The 14,246-nt window shown below is 60.0% G+C and carries 14 protein-coding genes and 3 pseudogenes; 6 read left to right on the top strand and 11 right to left on the bottom strand.

What is annotated here, in order from left to right; genetic code table 11:
- Positions 1-3: 3 nt before the first annotated feature.
- The 3 genes from E3O28_RS15325 to E3O28_RS15315 all read right to left on the bottom strand — a co-directional run bounded on the left by E3O28_RS15325 (position 4) and on the right by E3O28_RS15315 (position 3,361).
- Positions 4-1,194 (bottom strand): Gfo/Idh/MocA family oxidoreductase, encoded by a 1,191-nt coding sequence (locus E3O28_RS15325; protein WP_134416682.1) that lies wholly within the window; start codon positions 1,192-1,194, stop codon positions 4-6.
- A 135-nt stretch (positions 1,195-1,329) separates the two neighbouring features.
- Positions 1,330-2,487 (bottom strand): substrate-binding domain-containing protein, encoded by a 1,158-nt coding sequence (locus tag E3O28_RS15320; protein WP_104100458.1) that lies wholly within the window; start codon positions 2,485-2,487, stop codon positions 1,330-1,332.
- A 52-nt stretch (positions 2,488-2,539) separates the two neighbouring features.
- A complete protein-coding gene (locus E3O28_RS15315; RefSeq protein WP_134341921.1) occupies positions 2,540-3,361 on the bottom strand; it encodes a sugar phosphate isomerase/epimerase in 822 nt (273 codons plus the stop codon).
- A gap of 198 nt (positions 3,362-3,559) precedes the next feature.
- Between E3O28_RS15315 and E3O28_RS15310 the strand changes: the two genes are divergently transcribed.
- A complete protein-coding gene (locus E3O28_RS15310; RefSeq protein WP_134416680.1) occupies positions 3,560-4,774 on the top strand; it encodes an ROK family protein in 1,215 nt (404 codons plus the stop codon).
- Positions 4,775-4,928: 154 nt separating this feature from the next.
- Here the strand turns inward: E3O28_RS15310 and E3O28_RS17125 are convergent.
- Positions 4,929-5,070 (bottom strand): annotated as a pseudogene (locus E3O28_RS17125) (IS481 family transposase); the annotation flags it as partial.
- Between the two features lie 9 nt (positions 5,071-5,079).
- Between E3O28_RS17125 and E3O28_RS15305 the strand changes: the two are divergent.
- On the top strand, positions 5,080-5,385 hold the full coding sequence (locus E3O28_RS15305) for a hypothetical protein (RefSeq protein WP_134416678.1): 306 nt from the start codon (positions 5,080-5,082) through the stop codon (positions 5,383-5,385).
- Positions 5,386-5,611: 226 nt separating this feature from the next.
- Here E3O28_RS15305 and E3O28_RS17120 read toward each other — a convergent pair.
- Both E3O28_RS17120 and E3O28_RS17115 read right to left on the bottom strand, forming a co-directional pair.
- Positions 5,612-5,835, bottom strand: a pseudogene (locus tag E3O28_RS17120) (IS481 family transposase); the annotation flags it as partial.
- A 312-nt stretch (positions 5,836-6,147) separates the two neighbouring features.
- The gene (locus E3O28_RS17115) at positions 6,148-6,297 is read right to left on the bottom strand and encodes a hypothetical protein (protein WP_241973162.1); all 150 of its coding nucleotides are present in this window, start codon (positions 6,295-6,297) and stop codon (positions 6,148-6,150) included.
- Positions 6,298-6,344: 47 nt separating this feature from the next.
- Between E3O28_RS17115 and E3O28_RS15300 the strand changes: the two genes are divergently transcribed.
- Positions 6,345-7,217, top strand: a complete 873-nt coding sequence (locus E3O28_RS15300) for a tyrosine-type recombinase/integrase (RefSeq protein WP_241973161.1) — start codon at positions 6,345-6,347, stop codon at positions 7,215-7,217.
- Between the two features lie 78 nt (positions 7,218-7,295).
- On the opposite strand, the gene E3O28_RS15295 is transcribed toward E3O28_RS15300, so the two are convergent.
- Positions 7,296-7,478 carry a hypothetical protein gene (locus E3O28_RS15295; RefSeq protein WP_134341923.1) on the bottom strand — a complete coding sequence of 61 codons (183 nt, stop codon included), beginning with the start codon at positions 7,476-7,478 and terminating at the stop codon, positions 7,296-7,298.
- Positions 7,479-7,793: 315 nt separating this feature from the next.
- A pseudogene (locus tag E3O28_RS15290) lies at positions 7,794-8,105 on the bottom strand (NUDIX domain-containing protein); the annotation flags it as partial.
- A gap of 488 nt (positions 8,106-8,593) precedes the next feature.
- Between E3O28_RS15290 and E3O28_RS15285 the strand changes: the two are divergent.
- From E3O28_RS15285 to E3O28_RS15275, 3 genes are all read left to right on the top strand, one after another.
- Positions 8,594-8,926 (top strand): STAS/SEC14 domain-containing protein, encoded by a 333-nt coding sequence (locus E3O28_RS15285; protein ID WP_104102200.1) that lies wholly within the window; start codon positions 8,594-8,596, stop codon positions 8,924-8,926.
- 318 nt (positions 8,927-9,244) lie between these two features.
- A complete protein-coding gene (locus E3O28_RS15280) occupies positions 9,245-10,783 on the top strand; it encodes an EAL domain-containing protein (protein WP_134416750.1) in 1,539 nt (512 codons plus the stop codon).
- 9 nt (positions 10,784-10,792) lie between these two features.
- Positions 10,793-11,581, top strand: a complete 789-nt coding sequence (locus E3O28_RS15275; protein WP_104101742.1) for a class I SAM-dependent methyltransferase — start codon at positions 10,793-10,795, stop codon at positions 11,579-11,581.
- A 634-nt stretch (positions 11,582-12,215) separates the two neighbouring features.
- Here the strand turns inward: E3O28_RS15275 and E3O28_RS15270 are convergent.
- From E3O28_RS15270 to E3O28_RS15260, 3 genes are all read right to left on the bottom strand, one after another.
- Positions 12,216-12,782, bottom strand: coding sequence for a GrpB family protein (locus E3O28_RS15270; RefSeq protein ID WP_134416676.1), 567 nt, complete (start codon positions 12,780-12,782; stop codon positions 12,216-12,218).
- A gap of 74 nt (positions 12,783-12,856) precedes the next feature.
- The gene (locus E3O28_RS15265) at positions 12,857-13,573 is read right to left on the bottom strand and encodes an ASCH domain-containing protein (RefSeq protein WP_198411620.1); all 717 of its coding nucleotides are present in this window, start codon (positions 13,571-13,573) and stop codon (positions 12,857-12,859) included.
- 192 nt (positions 13,574-13,765) lie between these two features.
- On the bottom strand, positions 13,766-14,155 hold the full coding sequence (locus E3O28_RS15260) for an NUDIX hydrolase (RefSeq protein ID WP_134416674.1): 390 nt from the start codon (positions 14,153-14,155) through the stop codon (positions 13,766-13,768).
- Between the last annotated feature and the right edge of the window lie 91 nt (positions 14,156-14,246).

Below are 14,246 nucleotides of genomic sequence, written 5' to 3'. Positions count from 1 at the left end.
GGTTTATTCGACCCTTCTGGTCTCGCGGTTGAGCTGAGGAACCTTAACCCACTGCCCGGACGCTGCCGAGGTGAGAATGGCGTGATCGACCAAAGCAACCTGGTAGCCATCGCCGAAGTCGGGGCGAACAGGGTCACCACCTGCAATAGCGGTGAAGAGGTCATGGGCTTCGATGATCTTCGTTTCGCCATAACCGATACCCAACGCAGGGATGGGCCATAGATTGGCGCCACTGGGGTGGTTGGGGCCGGTGTATACCGTGCGGAATCCGCGACGATCGTTTTCATCGCTCTTGAAACAGACCTGAAGTTCGTCCCTGTTCTCGTAGTTGAAGACGATGGACCCCTCCGAACCATGGATTGCGAGGGTGATGAAGTTGTTGCGACCCCAGGCATTACGCGTTGCTTCTACGGAACCGATGGCTCCGCTGGCGAACTTCACAAGCGACAAGACCTCGTCTTCTACATCAACGGATCCCATTGGTCCGCCATCGGTTTTGGAATTCCCGAGCGAGTCGGCACCAGCCTGCTGCAAGGGGCGTTCCGTGATGATGTTGGCCGTCAGACTGCTCACTTCGGTGATCTCACCTGCGAGGTAACGAGCCATGTCAAGCACGTGGGTCAGGATGTCGCCCACAGCGCCTGAACCGGCAATTGACTTCTTGAAACGCCACGACAGAGGAGAGTTTGGGTCGGCCGACCAGTCCTGTAAGTACGTCGCACGAAGGTTCAGGATGCGCCCAATGGCGCCTTCGTCAATATATCGTTTCGCCAGAGCGACAGCGGGGGTTCGGCGGTAGTTGAAGGCCACCATGTGGACGCGATCGCTTCCGCGCGAGGCTTCGTACATTCTCTCTGATTCTTCCACTGTGCGGGCCAGTGGCTTCTCGCAGATGACGTGCTTACCGGCTTCGAGAGCGGCGATGGCGATCTCCGCGTGAAGATTATTAGGGGTTGCGATGTCAACGAGGTCAATCTCCGGGTCATCGATGATGGAGCGCCAGTCACTTGTGGACTTCTGAAAACCGAAGCGCGCCGCAGCGTCTGAAGCCAGGTCATCCGTGGCCTCCGCGATGCTGTGTTTGACCGGCATGATGTCGGTGGGCCAGTAAAACATGGGGACAGCCGAATAAGCCAGCGAGTGGGCCTTGCCCATGAATCCGCCGCCGATGAGGCCAACATTGATTCTCTTCATTGTGAATTCCTTGTCGTTTTAGGCGAAAGCTTTGGAAAGGCTGCAACCTAGCTGTTTCGGGCAAAGCGTGAAGTCCGTGGGGCCGGCAGCAAAAGATGAAATGTCTGCTGCCGGTCCCACGGTTGGAAGTGCGTTTTATTTCGTGTAAGCGCTCGAGATCGAATCAGGTGCTTCGACCTGGTAAACCGTCTTCCACGATTCGAGGACGTTCTCGTGCGTCACCGGGAGGGCGCCGAGGGCAACGAAGTTCGGAATGTCTGCCTTGCCGATGAGTGCCGCTGCGCCAAGACGAGCCTCCGCTACACCCTGGTCATAGGGGCGCTGAGCGCCCAGGCCTACGATGAGCTCGTCCTTGGCCAGAGCAATAGCAACGTTGGTTCCGAGGTCTTCGGTTGCAATCTTCAGGTCCGGGCGACCGGACTCACGGGCAGCGGCCATGATGCCTTCGGCAGGAACGTCCCAAACTCCCCAGATTCCGGCGAGGTTCGGGTACTTGGTCAGCAAGGCGGTGGTGGCTGCCTGCGCGTCGCCAGCGAAGTCGGGGCCGCCGATACCCTTCTCTTCAACAATGGTGATGCCGGGGTACAAGGCAATCGTTTCTTTGAAACCCTCGTAGCGCTGTGCTGTCACGAAGAACTCCGCGTCGTGGAAGACGAGACCGATCTCGCCTTGGCCGCCGAGAGCTTTGGCCAAAAGGTGAGCTGATACGACACCGTTGCCTTTATTGTCGGCGGAGACAACCGAAACGTAATCCTTGCCGCCGACAAAACCAGCAGGAACGTTGTCCATGAAGACGAGCTTCACGCCTGCGTCGCGAGCCTGTGCGTACGCGGAAGCGGTTGCCACCGGGTCGGTGGGAATAGACACGATCAGGTCGGGTTTCAACGCGAGTACGGTCTCCAGGTCAGAGACCTGCTGCTCGGGTTTGAAGTTGGCGTCTGTCACTGCAACGACTTCCATGCCCAGGCGAGTGAATTCTGACTCGAGCCCTTCCACCTGTGCAGTGGACCAGTCGTTTCCGGCGTAGTGCATAACAATCGCGACCTTGAAGTTTCCGGTCTTGACCTTGGCAACTTCGTCATCGGTCAGCGTCGTTGCATCGAAACCCGCGGGTTTTTCGCCGTTCGGACCAACACTCAACACCTGTCCTGACAATTCGGACAGTGCCGCGTCTACCTGCGCCGACACATCAGCGTTTTCACTGCTCGCGGTTCCGGTGGCTGCTGTTGAGCATGCTCCAAGACCAAGCATCAACGCTGTGCCGAGGGCAAGCGCTGCAATTGATTTCTTCATTGAAATAGCTTTCTTTTTGTGGGAGAGGGGGGATTAGTCTCGAAGCGTGTTGCTAGTGGGCAAGAACGTCATCGAGGTACCGCTTACTGATGACGGCGGCGTCGGTGGGGTCGCCATCGTATGAATCCAGTTCGACCATGAGCCAGCTGTCGTAGCCAGCTGATCGAACTGCTGCAATCACGCCAGGAATATCGATGTCTCCCTGTCCAAGGGGAAGAAAATCACCGGTGGCGTATTTGTAGTCCTTGAGGTGTACGTGGGCCAGACGGTCGGCGTATTTTTCGATCAGTTCAACCGGATTTCCGCCACCAGCAGTCAGGTGGGCGGTATCGGGACAGAACTTGATTGTGGACAGACCCATCAGCCGTTCGAGGGCGTCCGGCCCCTCAACGATGGTTCCGAGGTGAGGATGGTAGGTGCAGTCCAGACCAAAGGAGGCGGCGATCTCCACAACCTGGTCAAGGGCACGACCCAGCTTGGCCATATCGTCTGGCTGCTCGCCTCGAGCGCGCTTGGCGCCACCGCCCACAACCAGCCTGGTGGCGCCGAACTCCGAGGCGAGCTTGGCCGACTGGGAGATTTTGTGAAGCTCATCTTCGAGGATGTCGTCATAAATGAAGTTGGCGCCGGTGTAGACGGCAACGAGCTCAAGCTTGGCCTTCTTGAAAGCATCAATCAGCACGTCTGGCCGATCCGCATATTCGGCGAGATCTCCGTCGAACACCTCTGTCCCCTGATAACCAGCGGATGAGATGTCCGAGATCGCTTCGAGGGTATCGCCGTTCGCACGATAAAAGAGGTCTTTCACAGCCGTGACACCGGAGGGATGCCCTACGACCCCGCCCCATGTAATGGTCGAGTAGCCAATCTTCATCGATGTGCCTTTCATAAGTAAAGCTCCACTGCCCTGTGGCATTGATCTCATGGTGATTCTGTGTGTGGATCGATAATGACAGTGAACAATGGTCTTCTGCCGAAAATCAACATTACGTTACCTACCTGTTATCAACTACTGTCGATAACAACCAGATCAGGGGCAGATCGTTGCGTCCGGCGCCAGTAAAATTCGGGGATGGCTGAGATTCAAATCAAATTCAACGGCTTCAGTGCCGCAGCCCTTTTTCAGCTCCTACGAGATGGGCAGCCACGAACAAAGGCCGAATTGGTGACAATGACGGGCTTGGCTCGATCGACCATCCAGCTCCGCATCGACACTTTGCTTGAGCTGGGCCTCATTGCACCTGTCAATGATGCCGTTTCTACCGGTGGTCGACCCTCAGCCCAAGTAGCCCTCAACCCCAAAGCCCGTGTGATTGCGGCCGTGGACTTTGGGGCAACGCAAGCGAGCCTGGCTCTGACAGATCTGGCAGGCGAGATCCTCGGCCGAACATCGTCAAAAATCATCATTGCGGATGGTCCTGAAACATGCCTCGGCTGGATGGTTAGGACAATTCGCTCAGAACTCGCATCTCTCCGCCTCAAAGAAGCGGATCTGATCGCCATCGGAATCGGTCTCCCTGGCCCCGTCGAGCACTCTACCGGGCGCCCTTCGAACCCACCGATCATGCCAGGGTGGGATGACTTCGATGTACCTGGCTTCGTCAACCACCATCTCACAGCGACCGTCCTTGTCGATAACGACGTGAATATCATGGCGCTCGGAGAGCAGAAGTTCGCCTGGCCCGACATGGAGAACATCATCTTTCTGAAGGCGTCCACGGGGATCGGCTCCGGAATTATCAGCAGCGGCGTACTCCAACGGGGCGCCGAAGGTATCGCAGGAGATATCGGGCACGTGCAAATCACCCGCGGTCAGAACGTGCCCTGTCGCTGCGGCAACAGCGGTTGTTTGGAGGCTATGGCCGCTGGACCAGCGTTGGCTCAGCGACTAGCCCTCGCCGGAGTCGAATACAACGGCAAGTCCATCGCTGTTCTCAGCGACGTGGTGGCCGCCACAAAGGCTGGCGAATTGGCCGCCATTCAGGCAGTTCGACAGGCGGGCCGCGATATCGGCGAAGTCCTCACCACCTGCGTCAGCGTCCTGAATCCCTCCATCATCTCGATCGGGGGTTCCCTCGCCTTCGCCGGCGACCATCTTCTTGCCGGCGTTCGCGAAGTTGTCTATTCGCGCACGATGCCGCTGGCCACGGAACATCTCATCGTGGCACAATCTCGAGCCGGTGCCGACGCCGGCATTATCGGAGCCAGCGTCATGGCAATCGACTTCGCCCTCTCGTCCGCGAGCATTGACGCGATGGCGGCCGCGCTGGAGTCTGCAAACAAATAGCGGGCACTTCGGCAGGCAGTTCTTACCAGGAGCGGTCACTGCGAGAAGATCACCGGCGCGCTGCCGATGAATTGCACAACCTGGTAGGACGTGACCATGGAAATCCGCTTGCAGATGCACGACGCATGAATCTGGATCGTTCTTGGCCATCGACCTAGATGTACCGCCCAGAGACGTTAGTTAAGCGGCTGATGGGCGGGTATTTTCCGATGGCGGTGTAAGGCTTTGTGGTGATCGTATTCGTGGATCCATGCTGGCAGTGCGTTTCGACGGGCTGATTCTGAGGCGTAGAAGCGCAGGACGTCTTGGACGAGAAGGGTCCCACCGTGGCAGCATTTCTCCGAGCCATCGATCGGGCCGAGCAACTCATTGTGAGTGATTCAGCCGAGGTGGAAAGACTCCTTGCCCTATACGAAGAGGCCATGGACCCCGCCACCCTGGAAGCCCTGATCCCGATCATTCAGGCGCACGTCTCAGCCAGCTCACAACCCACCGAATCCGGTTTCGAGAAGTCCGTCGACTTCCACCTCCAAACAGGGTTGGTGGACGATGCTCCCGCATTCTCCGACATCATTCCAGCCGACTGGATCGAAACGGCGCTGAAGGGTTGAACCCTTACGAGTGGGAGCCGAAGACCGCCAACGGTGATCTTCGGCTCCCATAATTTTGCTCTGATGCCGACTGATCTAGACCTTGCAAACTCCCACGAGGTTCCGAAACATTCGGTGACGACCAACCGAAACGGCTTTTCACCGCTCTGAAGAGAGCAGCGGACGGTGAAGCATCTCTCGCGATCGCCGCCCATCAGGCGCTGAACTAACCTCCTTGGGCAGTACAGCTAGCGCGGAGAAGAACGCCGACAGCCGTGACGCCCGTTTTGTCGGCGTGCACTTCGGCGTAGACGAGGCGGGCGTGGTCGTCGATGACAGCGTGCACGTAGTCATAACTGACCCGAACCTGCCCGGCTGTGTGGTTGGTGCGGGTTGACCAGGCTGGGCCCGCCAACCGCCGCCGTCGGGGATACGACCGAGCTCCTTCACGTCGATATGCCCCATCTCGCCACGGCGGCATAGAGAGGTTTCGTTAAGTGGAGGAAAATCCAGAAATCGTGGAGAAAAACGCCCTCTGCGATCTTGCGAGACCCGTGCCCCACTGCCTTTCGTAAACAGCCGACCAAATGTCCCGGAAACTCAAGGGTTTCCGGGACTTTTTTGGTTAGAGATTTGACTACCCCATCACAAACCCATCTTTTACTCCTCCCTGGAGCCGTTGAAACGGCCTTCCCATCCGGGGCGCCGACGTCGTTTTCGGTTCATCCCGATCCTCCGGGATTGCGGTGCGTACCGGGACTGGGACGATCAGACACGCCAGGTTCAGGCCACCGGCGACACCGCCAGGGCTGCTGAGCGATCGCTGAAGAGCAAGCTCACGACGAGATACCTGCAGCAGCCGACGAACACGTCGCTGACGCCGGACAGCTCGTTCGGAGACTTGGCGACGTACTGGTTCGAGGACATCGACATGGAAAATCGAATCGTCGAAGACGACCCGGAATCTATAAGAGCGCAACATGCGAACGCTCGTGCTCCCGGTGTCCCGCTGTCTCACGCTGCGAGAGATTGGCGTCGCTCGTTGCGATCACTTCATCAAGCAGCTGGCCAAGCTTTCCCACAGCCGGGCCGAGCATGGTCGTGTCGTTCTGCGGCTGGCGCTTGAGTTGGCGGTGCGGCATGAGATTCTCTCCAGCAAGCCAATGGATCACGTGGCCCGCCTGTACTGTGAGCCCCACATCCTCGATGCGCTCACGGCCCCGGAGGTGAACGTAATCCGCGCGGCGATCGCCCAGTGGGAAAGCGCCGTCAATCACATCTCCGGGCCCAAGCCTGACGGCCAGCTCAGTGCGATCATCGAGGTGATGCTCGGCACCTCAGCTTGGATCGGCGAGGTGCTGGCCATCCGCCGGCGGGACGTCGACATCACAAGCGCTATACCGTCCATCCGCCTGGCCGGTACGATCGTGAGCCGCAACGGCGAGCAGACCTTTCGGCAGGACCATCCCAAGACCGCAAAGTCGCGTCGAGTCGTTGCACTGCCCACATTCACCGCTGACGCGGTCCGCCGGCGGCTTGCCAATGCCGGCAGCATGGGCCTGGATGAGCTGCTGTTCCAGTCCCCGGACGGCACTCCGCTGACCACCGCGAACGTGCAACGTCAGTTGCGTCATGTGCTCGGGGGAGCCGGGATCGAGGGTGTGACCCCGCACATGTTCCGCCGCACGGTTGCGACTGCAGTCAACGCCAACGCCAACATCGAACTCGCCGCGGAGCTGCTCGGCCACACGGACACGAAGAGCACGGTGCAGCACTATATGCAGCGGAGCGAGCTGGTGAACCCGGCGACCGCGGCTCTACTCGACAGAGCATTCGCGAAAGACGAGGAATAGAGGGCCGTCGCGGACGCCGAAACCCTCTCTATTTTTCGTTCCCCTTCTGGGAACCCTACGCGGGGCACCTCCCGCCCACTACCTTCCGTGGCCAGCGCCTCCCTGACCTTCTGTGGATTCGTTTGCTTCAAGAATCGCGCTCTTGCGCCGCCCCCAGCGGATAAAGAACGCCAGAGCCACGATGATCCCAACCACAAGGAAACCCTGAACGACCACCCAAAAGTTCCACCAACCCAAAAAACCGAATTCCATCTCGACCACGCCTCGACTCGCGGGCATTCGATTGCCCTAGGTCACGTCCCGCGGAGTGGTGGAGTTCCTCGACACCGTGTGCGTCGTCGAGGAGGTCTTCGAGGATCACGAGGCCTACGCGCCCTTCGGATTCCGATTGGACCCAGAAGCTCGCGTGATCGGGGCCGCCAAATGCTCCCTCGGAGGTCTTTCGCTCGAGATCCGTGCGGGACGGTCTGGCGTTCACGTGGAAGGGGAACTCGTTAGACATCATGAACTGCATCAGTGCAGCGTGGTCAGCTGGCAGGTCGAGCGCGGTAAACGTGATGTCTAGGCTGCTGTCTTCTAGGTGATCGCGTGAGGGGGTACCGTTTGGGCTGAATCGAGCCCGTTCAAGCTGGGCCCGATGTCGTCAATGACTCGATCTATCCATTCGAACCGATCGAGCTGTTTGATCTGGAGGGGAAAGAACCAGCCGACAGCGGTCAACTCTTCCGTTTCGAGGACTGGCAGTTCCTCGGCAAGGCGGCAGAGGTAGGCGGTCGTGACGTAGCTCACGACGTCACCGTTCGGATACTCGTTCGTCAAGTCGACGCCACCATAGCTATCGACCACGGCGACAATGTCGACCTCGAGACCGAGCTCCTCCTTGACTTCCCTGCGTAAAGCGGATCCGCATCACCGACGACTCCTCCGGTGTCGGCGTAACCTTCGATTCTGCAACTGGCCTCGTGACCAACAACTGACCCGCGATAAACAAAAGCGAACCTTGGGGAGCAGCCCGGGGCCACTCCGCCCACAGTTACGTCGGGAGACAGGCCCCAGCTTTTTGCCGTGTAGGAGCTCCGGATGTCCCGTGAGAGGTCGCTCAGTCGTAATTCGTTCATGGCCGCTGTGAGATCAGTAACCTGCATACCTGATCGGTATTGGACCCGGCATTTGGATACTCGCGCTAATACATTGCATCCTCCGTGCCTGCAGAGGCAAGAACCGCTCTCAGCCTGCAACCCACCGTCCTCGTGACGGGAGAAATCGATGAACCCGAGTACCTTTGAGGAGCGGCTGAATGGTTCGGCGGCGTGCTCGGGGGAGGACACGTGGTGGTGGATCCGGTCGCTGCAAACGAGGCAAAGCTCAGCATTGAAATGAGTGATAGCGGGCTTCTCCATCTGCGCTGGCTGCCCGGGGTCCACGTTCAGGTCGAGGACGCTCGGGCCGCGATGGCGAAAGTCAACGAGGTCTGCCAGCAGGAAGAGCATCCCATGCTCGTCGATATGGCAGCGGTCGGTTCGGTTAGCCGTGAGGCCAGGGCTGTTTGGTCCATTCCCTGCAGCGCCTCACGCATTGCTCTATTAGGCGAATCGCCTGTAGATCGGGTCCTGGCGAACTTCTTCCTCGGTGTGCACGTCCCGCCTTGTCCGACTCGTTTTTTTACATCGCGCAGCGAGGCCTTGGACTGGCTTAGTGCCCGTGCATGAGCGCCGGGAAGTGCTGCCTGCCGCGATGAGGGCCACACCGGGCGTCTGTCCTTTGAGCGGGGAACCGGCGGTGGCGGTGCCCGACACGTTTCGGCCAACCGGCAGGGTTACTGACCGCCCGTCGGGCTGGCAGGCGCCTTCGGGTGGGTACTCCTCTTGGTGGAGTATCGATAGTGGGCCCACATCGGAGGTCGCTGGTGACCGCAGGATTCAGCGCGTGACAGATCGATTCAGGGCGACCCCGGGGCAGTTGCCAGTTCTTCGGCCGGGGTCTGCAAAGGGCCAGACTTCCCGTCGTGGATTGCACCTTTGGACGATATGAGCTCGGGAAAGGCCGCTGAGGACCCGCGCCTGCAGCAGTTGGTGGAGGGCATTGTCCGGTTGGCTGCCGGTGAGCTAGACACACGCATGAAAACTTCGGAACGTAGGGATGACATCGATGCTGTCATCACGGGTGTCAACCTGCTCGCGGAGGAACTTGACCATATTTACTCGGATCTGGAACGGCGGGTTGCCGACCGTACGGCCATGTTGGGGCGAGCGCAGGCTGAGCTGGAGCAGATGGCCAAGACGGATGCCTTAACAGGCCTTGCGAATAGGACCCTGCTCAACGAGCGGATCCAGGAGGCAATCCTGGCCAGTGCGGACAGCGGGAAAGCCCCGGCCGTGCTGGTGCTGGATCTGGATTCTTTCAAGGCCATAAATGACACTCTGGGCCATGGTGCCGGTGACGCCGTGCTGGTCGAGGTTGCCAAGCGTCTCCGGTCCGCCGTCAGGGCCGCCGATACAGTGGCCCGTCTGGGTGGGGATGAATTTGCCATCGTCATCACCGAGGCCACGGAAGAGGAGATCCTGCAAATTGCGCACCGGGCATCCGAGCAACTGCAGGACAGCGTGCGTGTCGGAACCGAAACGGTCTGGGCAATGGCCAGCATCGGGGTTTGCATCGGCACGCCGGGGTATCCGGCCGAGGCGCTGATGCGCGATGCTGACATTGCCATGTATCAGGCGAAGGAGCAGGGTCGCAACAACGTCCAGCTCTTCCACCCCGATATGCTCGACGCTGTCCGGGAACGCTCGCGCATAACCGCCGAACTACGCAGCGCTGTTGCCGGCGGCGAACTGGCACTGCGGTACCAGCCGGTGGTCGAATTGGCCTCCGGCAGGGTCATAGGCATCGAAGCCCTCCTTCGGTGGCATCATCCCGTGCGCGGAATTATTATGCCGGACAGCTTCATCCGCATCGCGGAAGAGACCGGCCTGATCCTAGAGCTGGGGCGGTGGGTGCTGCATGAAGGAGTCGCCCAGATGAGACGCTGGAGCGAAACCGCACCTGACCTGACGGACTTCCGTCTGCACATCAATCTTTCCGCCGCCGAACTGCTTCGCAGTGATCTGCTGGAGGATATCAGGGATACGCTGGACCGGAATCACGTGGCTCCGCGGCGTTTGGTTTTGGAGATCACCGAGACCGTGTTGATGTCTAGGGGAACGGCGGAAGAACAGGTCTTCAGCGGGCTGCGGGACATGGGCGTGGGGCTGCAAATTGACGACTTCGGTACCGGCTATTCGTCCATCAGCTATCTCCGGTCGCTTCCCGCGGACACGGTGAAGGTCGACCAATCCCTGATTCAGGACATGGGCTCGGACCCGCAGCAGCTGAAATTCATTGCTGCCATTCTTCAGCTGATTTCCTCTGCGGGACTGAAAGCGATCGTGGAAGGCATCGAAACCGCCGAGCAGGCGATCCAGTTGCAGGCCATGGGTTGCCTTTACGGGCAAGGCTATTACTACAGCTACCCGCTGCCGCCCGCGAAGGTACTGGATCAGCTCCGGAGCCTCGCGCAGCGTCGGTAGAGTTAGGGCATGTCAAAGCTTTGGGAACAGATGCTGCTTGTCCCAACAGTAGTACGCCTCACTTCCCGGGTACCGAGAGACCCGGCGGCCGCGTGGGATGGGTATTGGCGCGGAATCCACACCACCGGCCGTTCCGGAGACGTGCTGTGGGACTCCGGATCCCGGACCGAGCATGCGCAGTACTCCGACGCCGTCGTAGCCCACTTTGATCCGGCTCTTCCGGTGATTGACGTCGGGTGTGGTAACGGGACCTACACCCGCTGGCTTGCTGGTCTTTTTCCAAGCGTGCTCGGCATCGATGTTTCAACCGGCGCGGTCGAGTTGGCGAGGAGGGAAGCTGAAGGCGTCCAGAACGCCGACTTCATGGTCATGGATGCTGCGGGAGTAGGAGCGGGAGAGCACCTGTTGGAGCGGATGGGGCCTGCCAACGTTTTTGTCCGCGGAGTTTTTCACGTCCTGAAACCCGACAAACAGTCCAGCTTAGCTGCCAACCTGCGAACCGTCATCGGGCGCAGCGGCCGGGTGTTCCTCGCCGAAACCAACTTCCAAGGAAACAGCCTCGCTTACCTGCAGCAGCTGGGTGCCACGCCGCGAAGCATACCCCGGCAGTTGCAGAGCGCCCTGGAAAACCTGCCCCGCCCCGGGCGTTTCGGCGCCCAGGAACGGCACAGCACATTTTCGGATTCGGACTGGCAGTTGATCGCGGACGGGCCGGTGAACATCGAAGTGGTCCCGATGAAATCCACCGGTCTTTCGCAGCAGATTCCGGGATATTTCGCTCTTCTGGCCGGCAAATAAATCCAGCGAACATCCGCCCTGAGCGTCAAACGGCGGACTTGCTCTGAGGTACTGGCCCTGACACGTAGGAACAGCCCTTTCTCCGAACCCCGCTCACGTCGAGGGTCTCTCGCGTTACGTGGTGAAATGAAACCGCCAACGGACGCGGGCGACAAGACCCACCGATCGTCAGTCCGGGTTCTGGTCGACGCTGGCGGTCGGAGTCAGGTCGACTAAACTCACCGGCTCTACTTTTGCATGGGTCACGTCCGCCGGCGGCGCGACCGGAGAGTTCCGGAGCGAATCGCGGTCCGCCTCGCCATAGCCAACGATCTCGACTGTGACGGAGTCAAAGGTAAAGCTCAGTGCCCGCAGGGGGGTTCTGCGACGTGATGTAGAACGACCCTGGCCACGCGAGGCCACCGATCGGCGGCCCATCAGGATCGGGGTTAGCGAGAGTGACGCCAAACTCGGCGGCTAAGTCACGGCCGACATGGAACGGGAGCCCGACAGCATCCGGCACAGTCACGCGAGCCGCCAACAGCTCAGTCATAGCAACAAGCTACTCGCCGCCCGCCATGAAAACACCCCGCACCAGATCCGCGACCGTTGCATCGGTGGAACCGTCGCCGGGACGTGGTTCCGTGGGGACGGTTCAGCTGGTGGGCTGTCCTGCTCGCCAGTTGCGTGCATGGGTCAGTATCTGCTGGATGACTGCACTCTTGGCATCGGCGTAGTGGTTCATATCGCTCCATGTGTTCTCCGCGAGCGTCCGCTTCGTGGATTCGTAGAGTGCACGGTCTGCAGCGCTGACCCGGAGCCAGTCGCGGAGGTCGAGGTAGTCGATTTGCTCAGCGGACTTTGGCGGAAGAACGTGCACGTGGAAGTCCAGCTCCGCCGTGCGGAGCATCCGGTGGCCGTATTCTCGGACACGGAGCTGCAACCCGATGGATTCCATTGGCACAAGGTAGGACTCCTCGTCGTCAATGTTGGCCACGACAAGCAGCATGTCGATCACCGGTTTCGCAGCCAGTCCAGGGACTGAGGTCGAACCGATGTGTTCGACCGACAGCGCAGCTGGGCCCAGGGAGTCCTGGATCTTTTGAGCCATGGAAGCTGCTTTTGAGGGCCATGTGTCGTCGTGATCGACGATGACGATCGCACGTTGCTCACGACCACCGATCAGGATGGTGTCGAATTCCGTGTCTCTTGCCTGGTCCATCCAGCGAGTCTGGCACGACAGACTCGGCCGTCCAGGCCAGACGGAAGTCCCTCAGCAGCGGAACCGTGACCGCGTCAAGCAGTCACCAGGTGAAACGTCGCTACGTCCACGACATCGTGGCCTTCGAGGTCCGGGTAGTGCGTGCGCAGTGCTCCGCGAAGAGCGTCAGCGTCGGGGAGGTCTTCCTGGCGAGCGTCGTCGTTGCTCAGGTGATCGAAGCGGCGTGATTCGATGCTCTCGATCTTGACGTTGAGCCGCCGAATGGTGTCTCCGTCGTCGAATACAAGCACTGCCGATCCAGTCTGGATGGGATCGTGGTGGCGGATCGTGATTGTCTTCTGACCCGAAGCAATGCTGTCGTAGTAGCGAGGGTTGAAGTAGACGATTCTGGGGCCGAATGCGGGCTCCGGTGCCGAGTAGCTGCGAGGTAGTAGATCGCGTAGGGGTTCCGCGGTCACGTCGCCACCGGGGAGGGGCAGGATGACTGCCACATCGGGGTGAAGGTCGAGCAAGACCTGTCGGCACCGTCCGCACGGAGCGAGCACACCACGGTCACGGTCACCGACCGCGACGATGGTGACGAGGGAGCCGGCGAGGGCCTGCGCGGCGGCTGCAGTGACGACGAGTTCGGCGCATGGCCCACCCGTGAAGTGAAAAACGTTCACGCCCGTGTGGACATTGCCCTGGGGATCCATGGCCGCCGAGGCGACCGTGTGCGTGTCATCGTCTGGCAGTGATCGCACTATCGCTTCGGCGGCAGTCACGAGTCGACGTTCGTTGTTTTCCAGCACGGGCCCACTCTCGCATCGACACCGGCCCCCGACTCGCTCTGCGGACTCAAACGAGTTTCCGAATTGGGAACCCTGAGGGCGTACGGCAGTCGTTACGGTTCCGATCCAGTGCCCGTATGGCCGTCCAAGGCTCTGCTAGCTTGGCCTCGGCTCTCTGGGCCGGCCGGCAGGTGGGAACCGGTCCCTCAGGGATTAGGTCAGCACCTGTTTGAAGAGCGCTGGGTACTCATCATCAGCTAGGTCCAAAGACGTCGCCTCGTCCAAACTGAACCAGCCGAAAGCGTCGTGTTCATCGGGCGCCGCATTGAAGGTGTCGCCGTCCCACCCGTTGACCCTCCACACCTCCAGGAGGACGTCCGCTATTCGACGCGTTAGCAAAGCGTTATCCACGGTGTCACGGACGTGCCCGGTGTTCCGGTCTGGTGCGGCGGGGTGCTCGAACCGGGCATCGGCCGGGCAACAAATATCGCCCTTGTACTGGCCGGCGTCGCGGCATCCATCACCCAAATCGGGTTCCACCGCGTGGCGGTGTTTGAACCGGGCATCCGTGCATCGGATGTCCGCAGGCCTGGGTGCAGACATGTCCAGACTCTGGATGATCCGTCCAATGAAACCGCTCTGACTCGCCACTAGATTCGAGGAAACCCGAACATCATCTGAACCGAGTCAACGG

Origin of the sequence: Cryobacterium sp. TMT2-14 (genome assembly GCF_004402465.1) — a bacterium.
GTDB lineage: Bacteria > Actinomycetota > Actinomycetes > Actinomycetales > Microbacteriaceae > Cryobacterium > Cryobacterium sandaracinum.
This window is presented reverse-complemented; position numbering and strand designations above follow the sequence as displayed.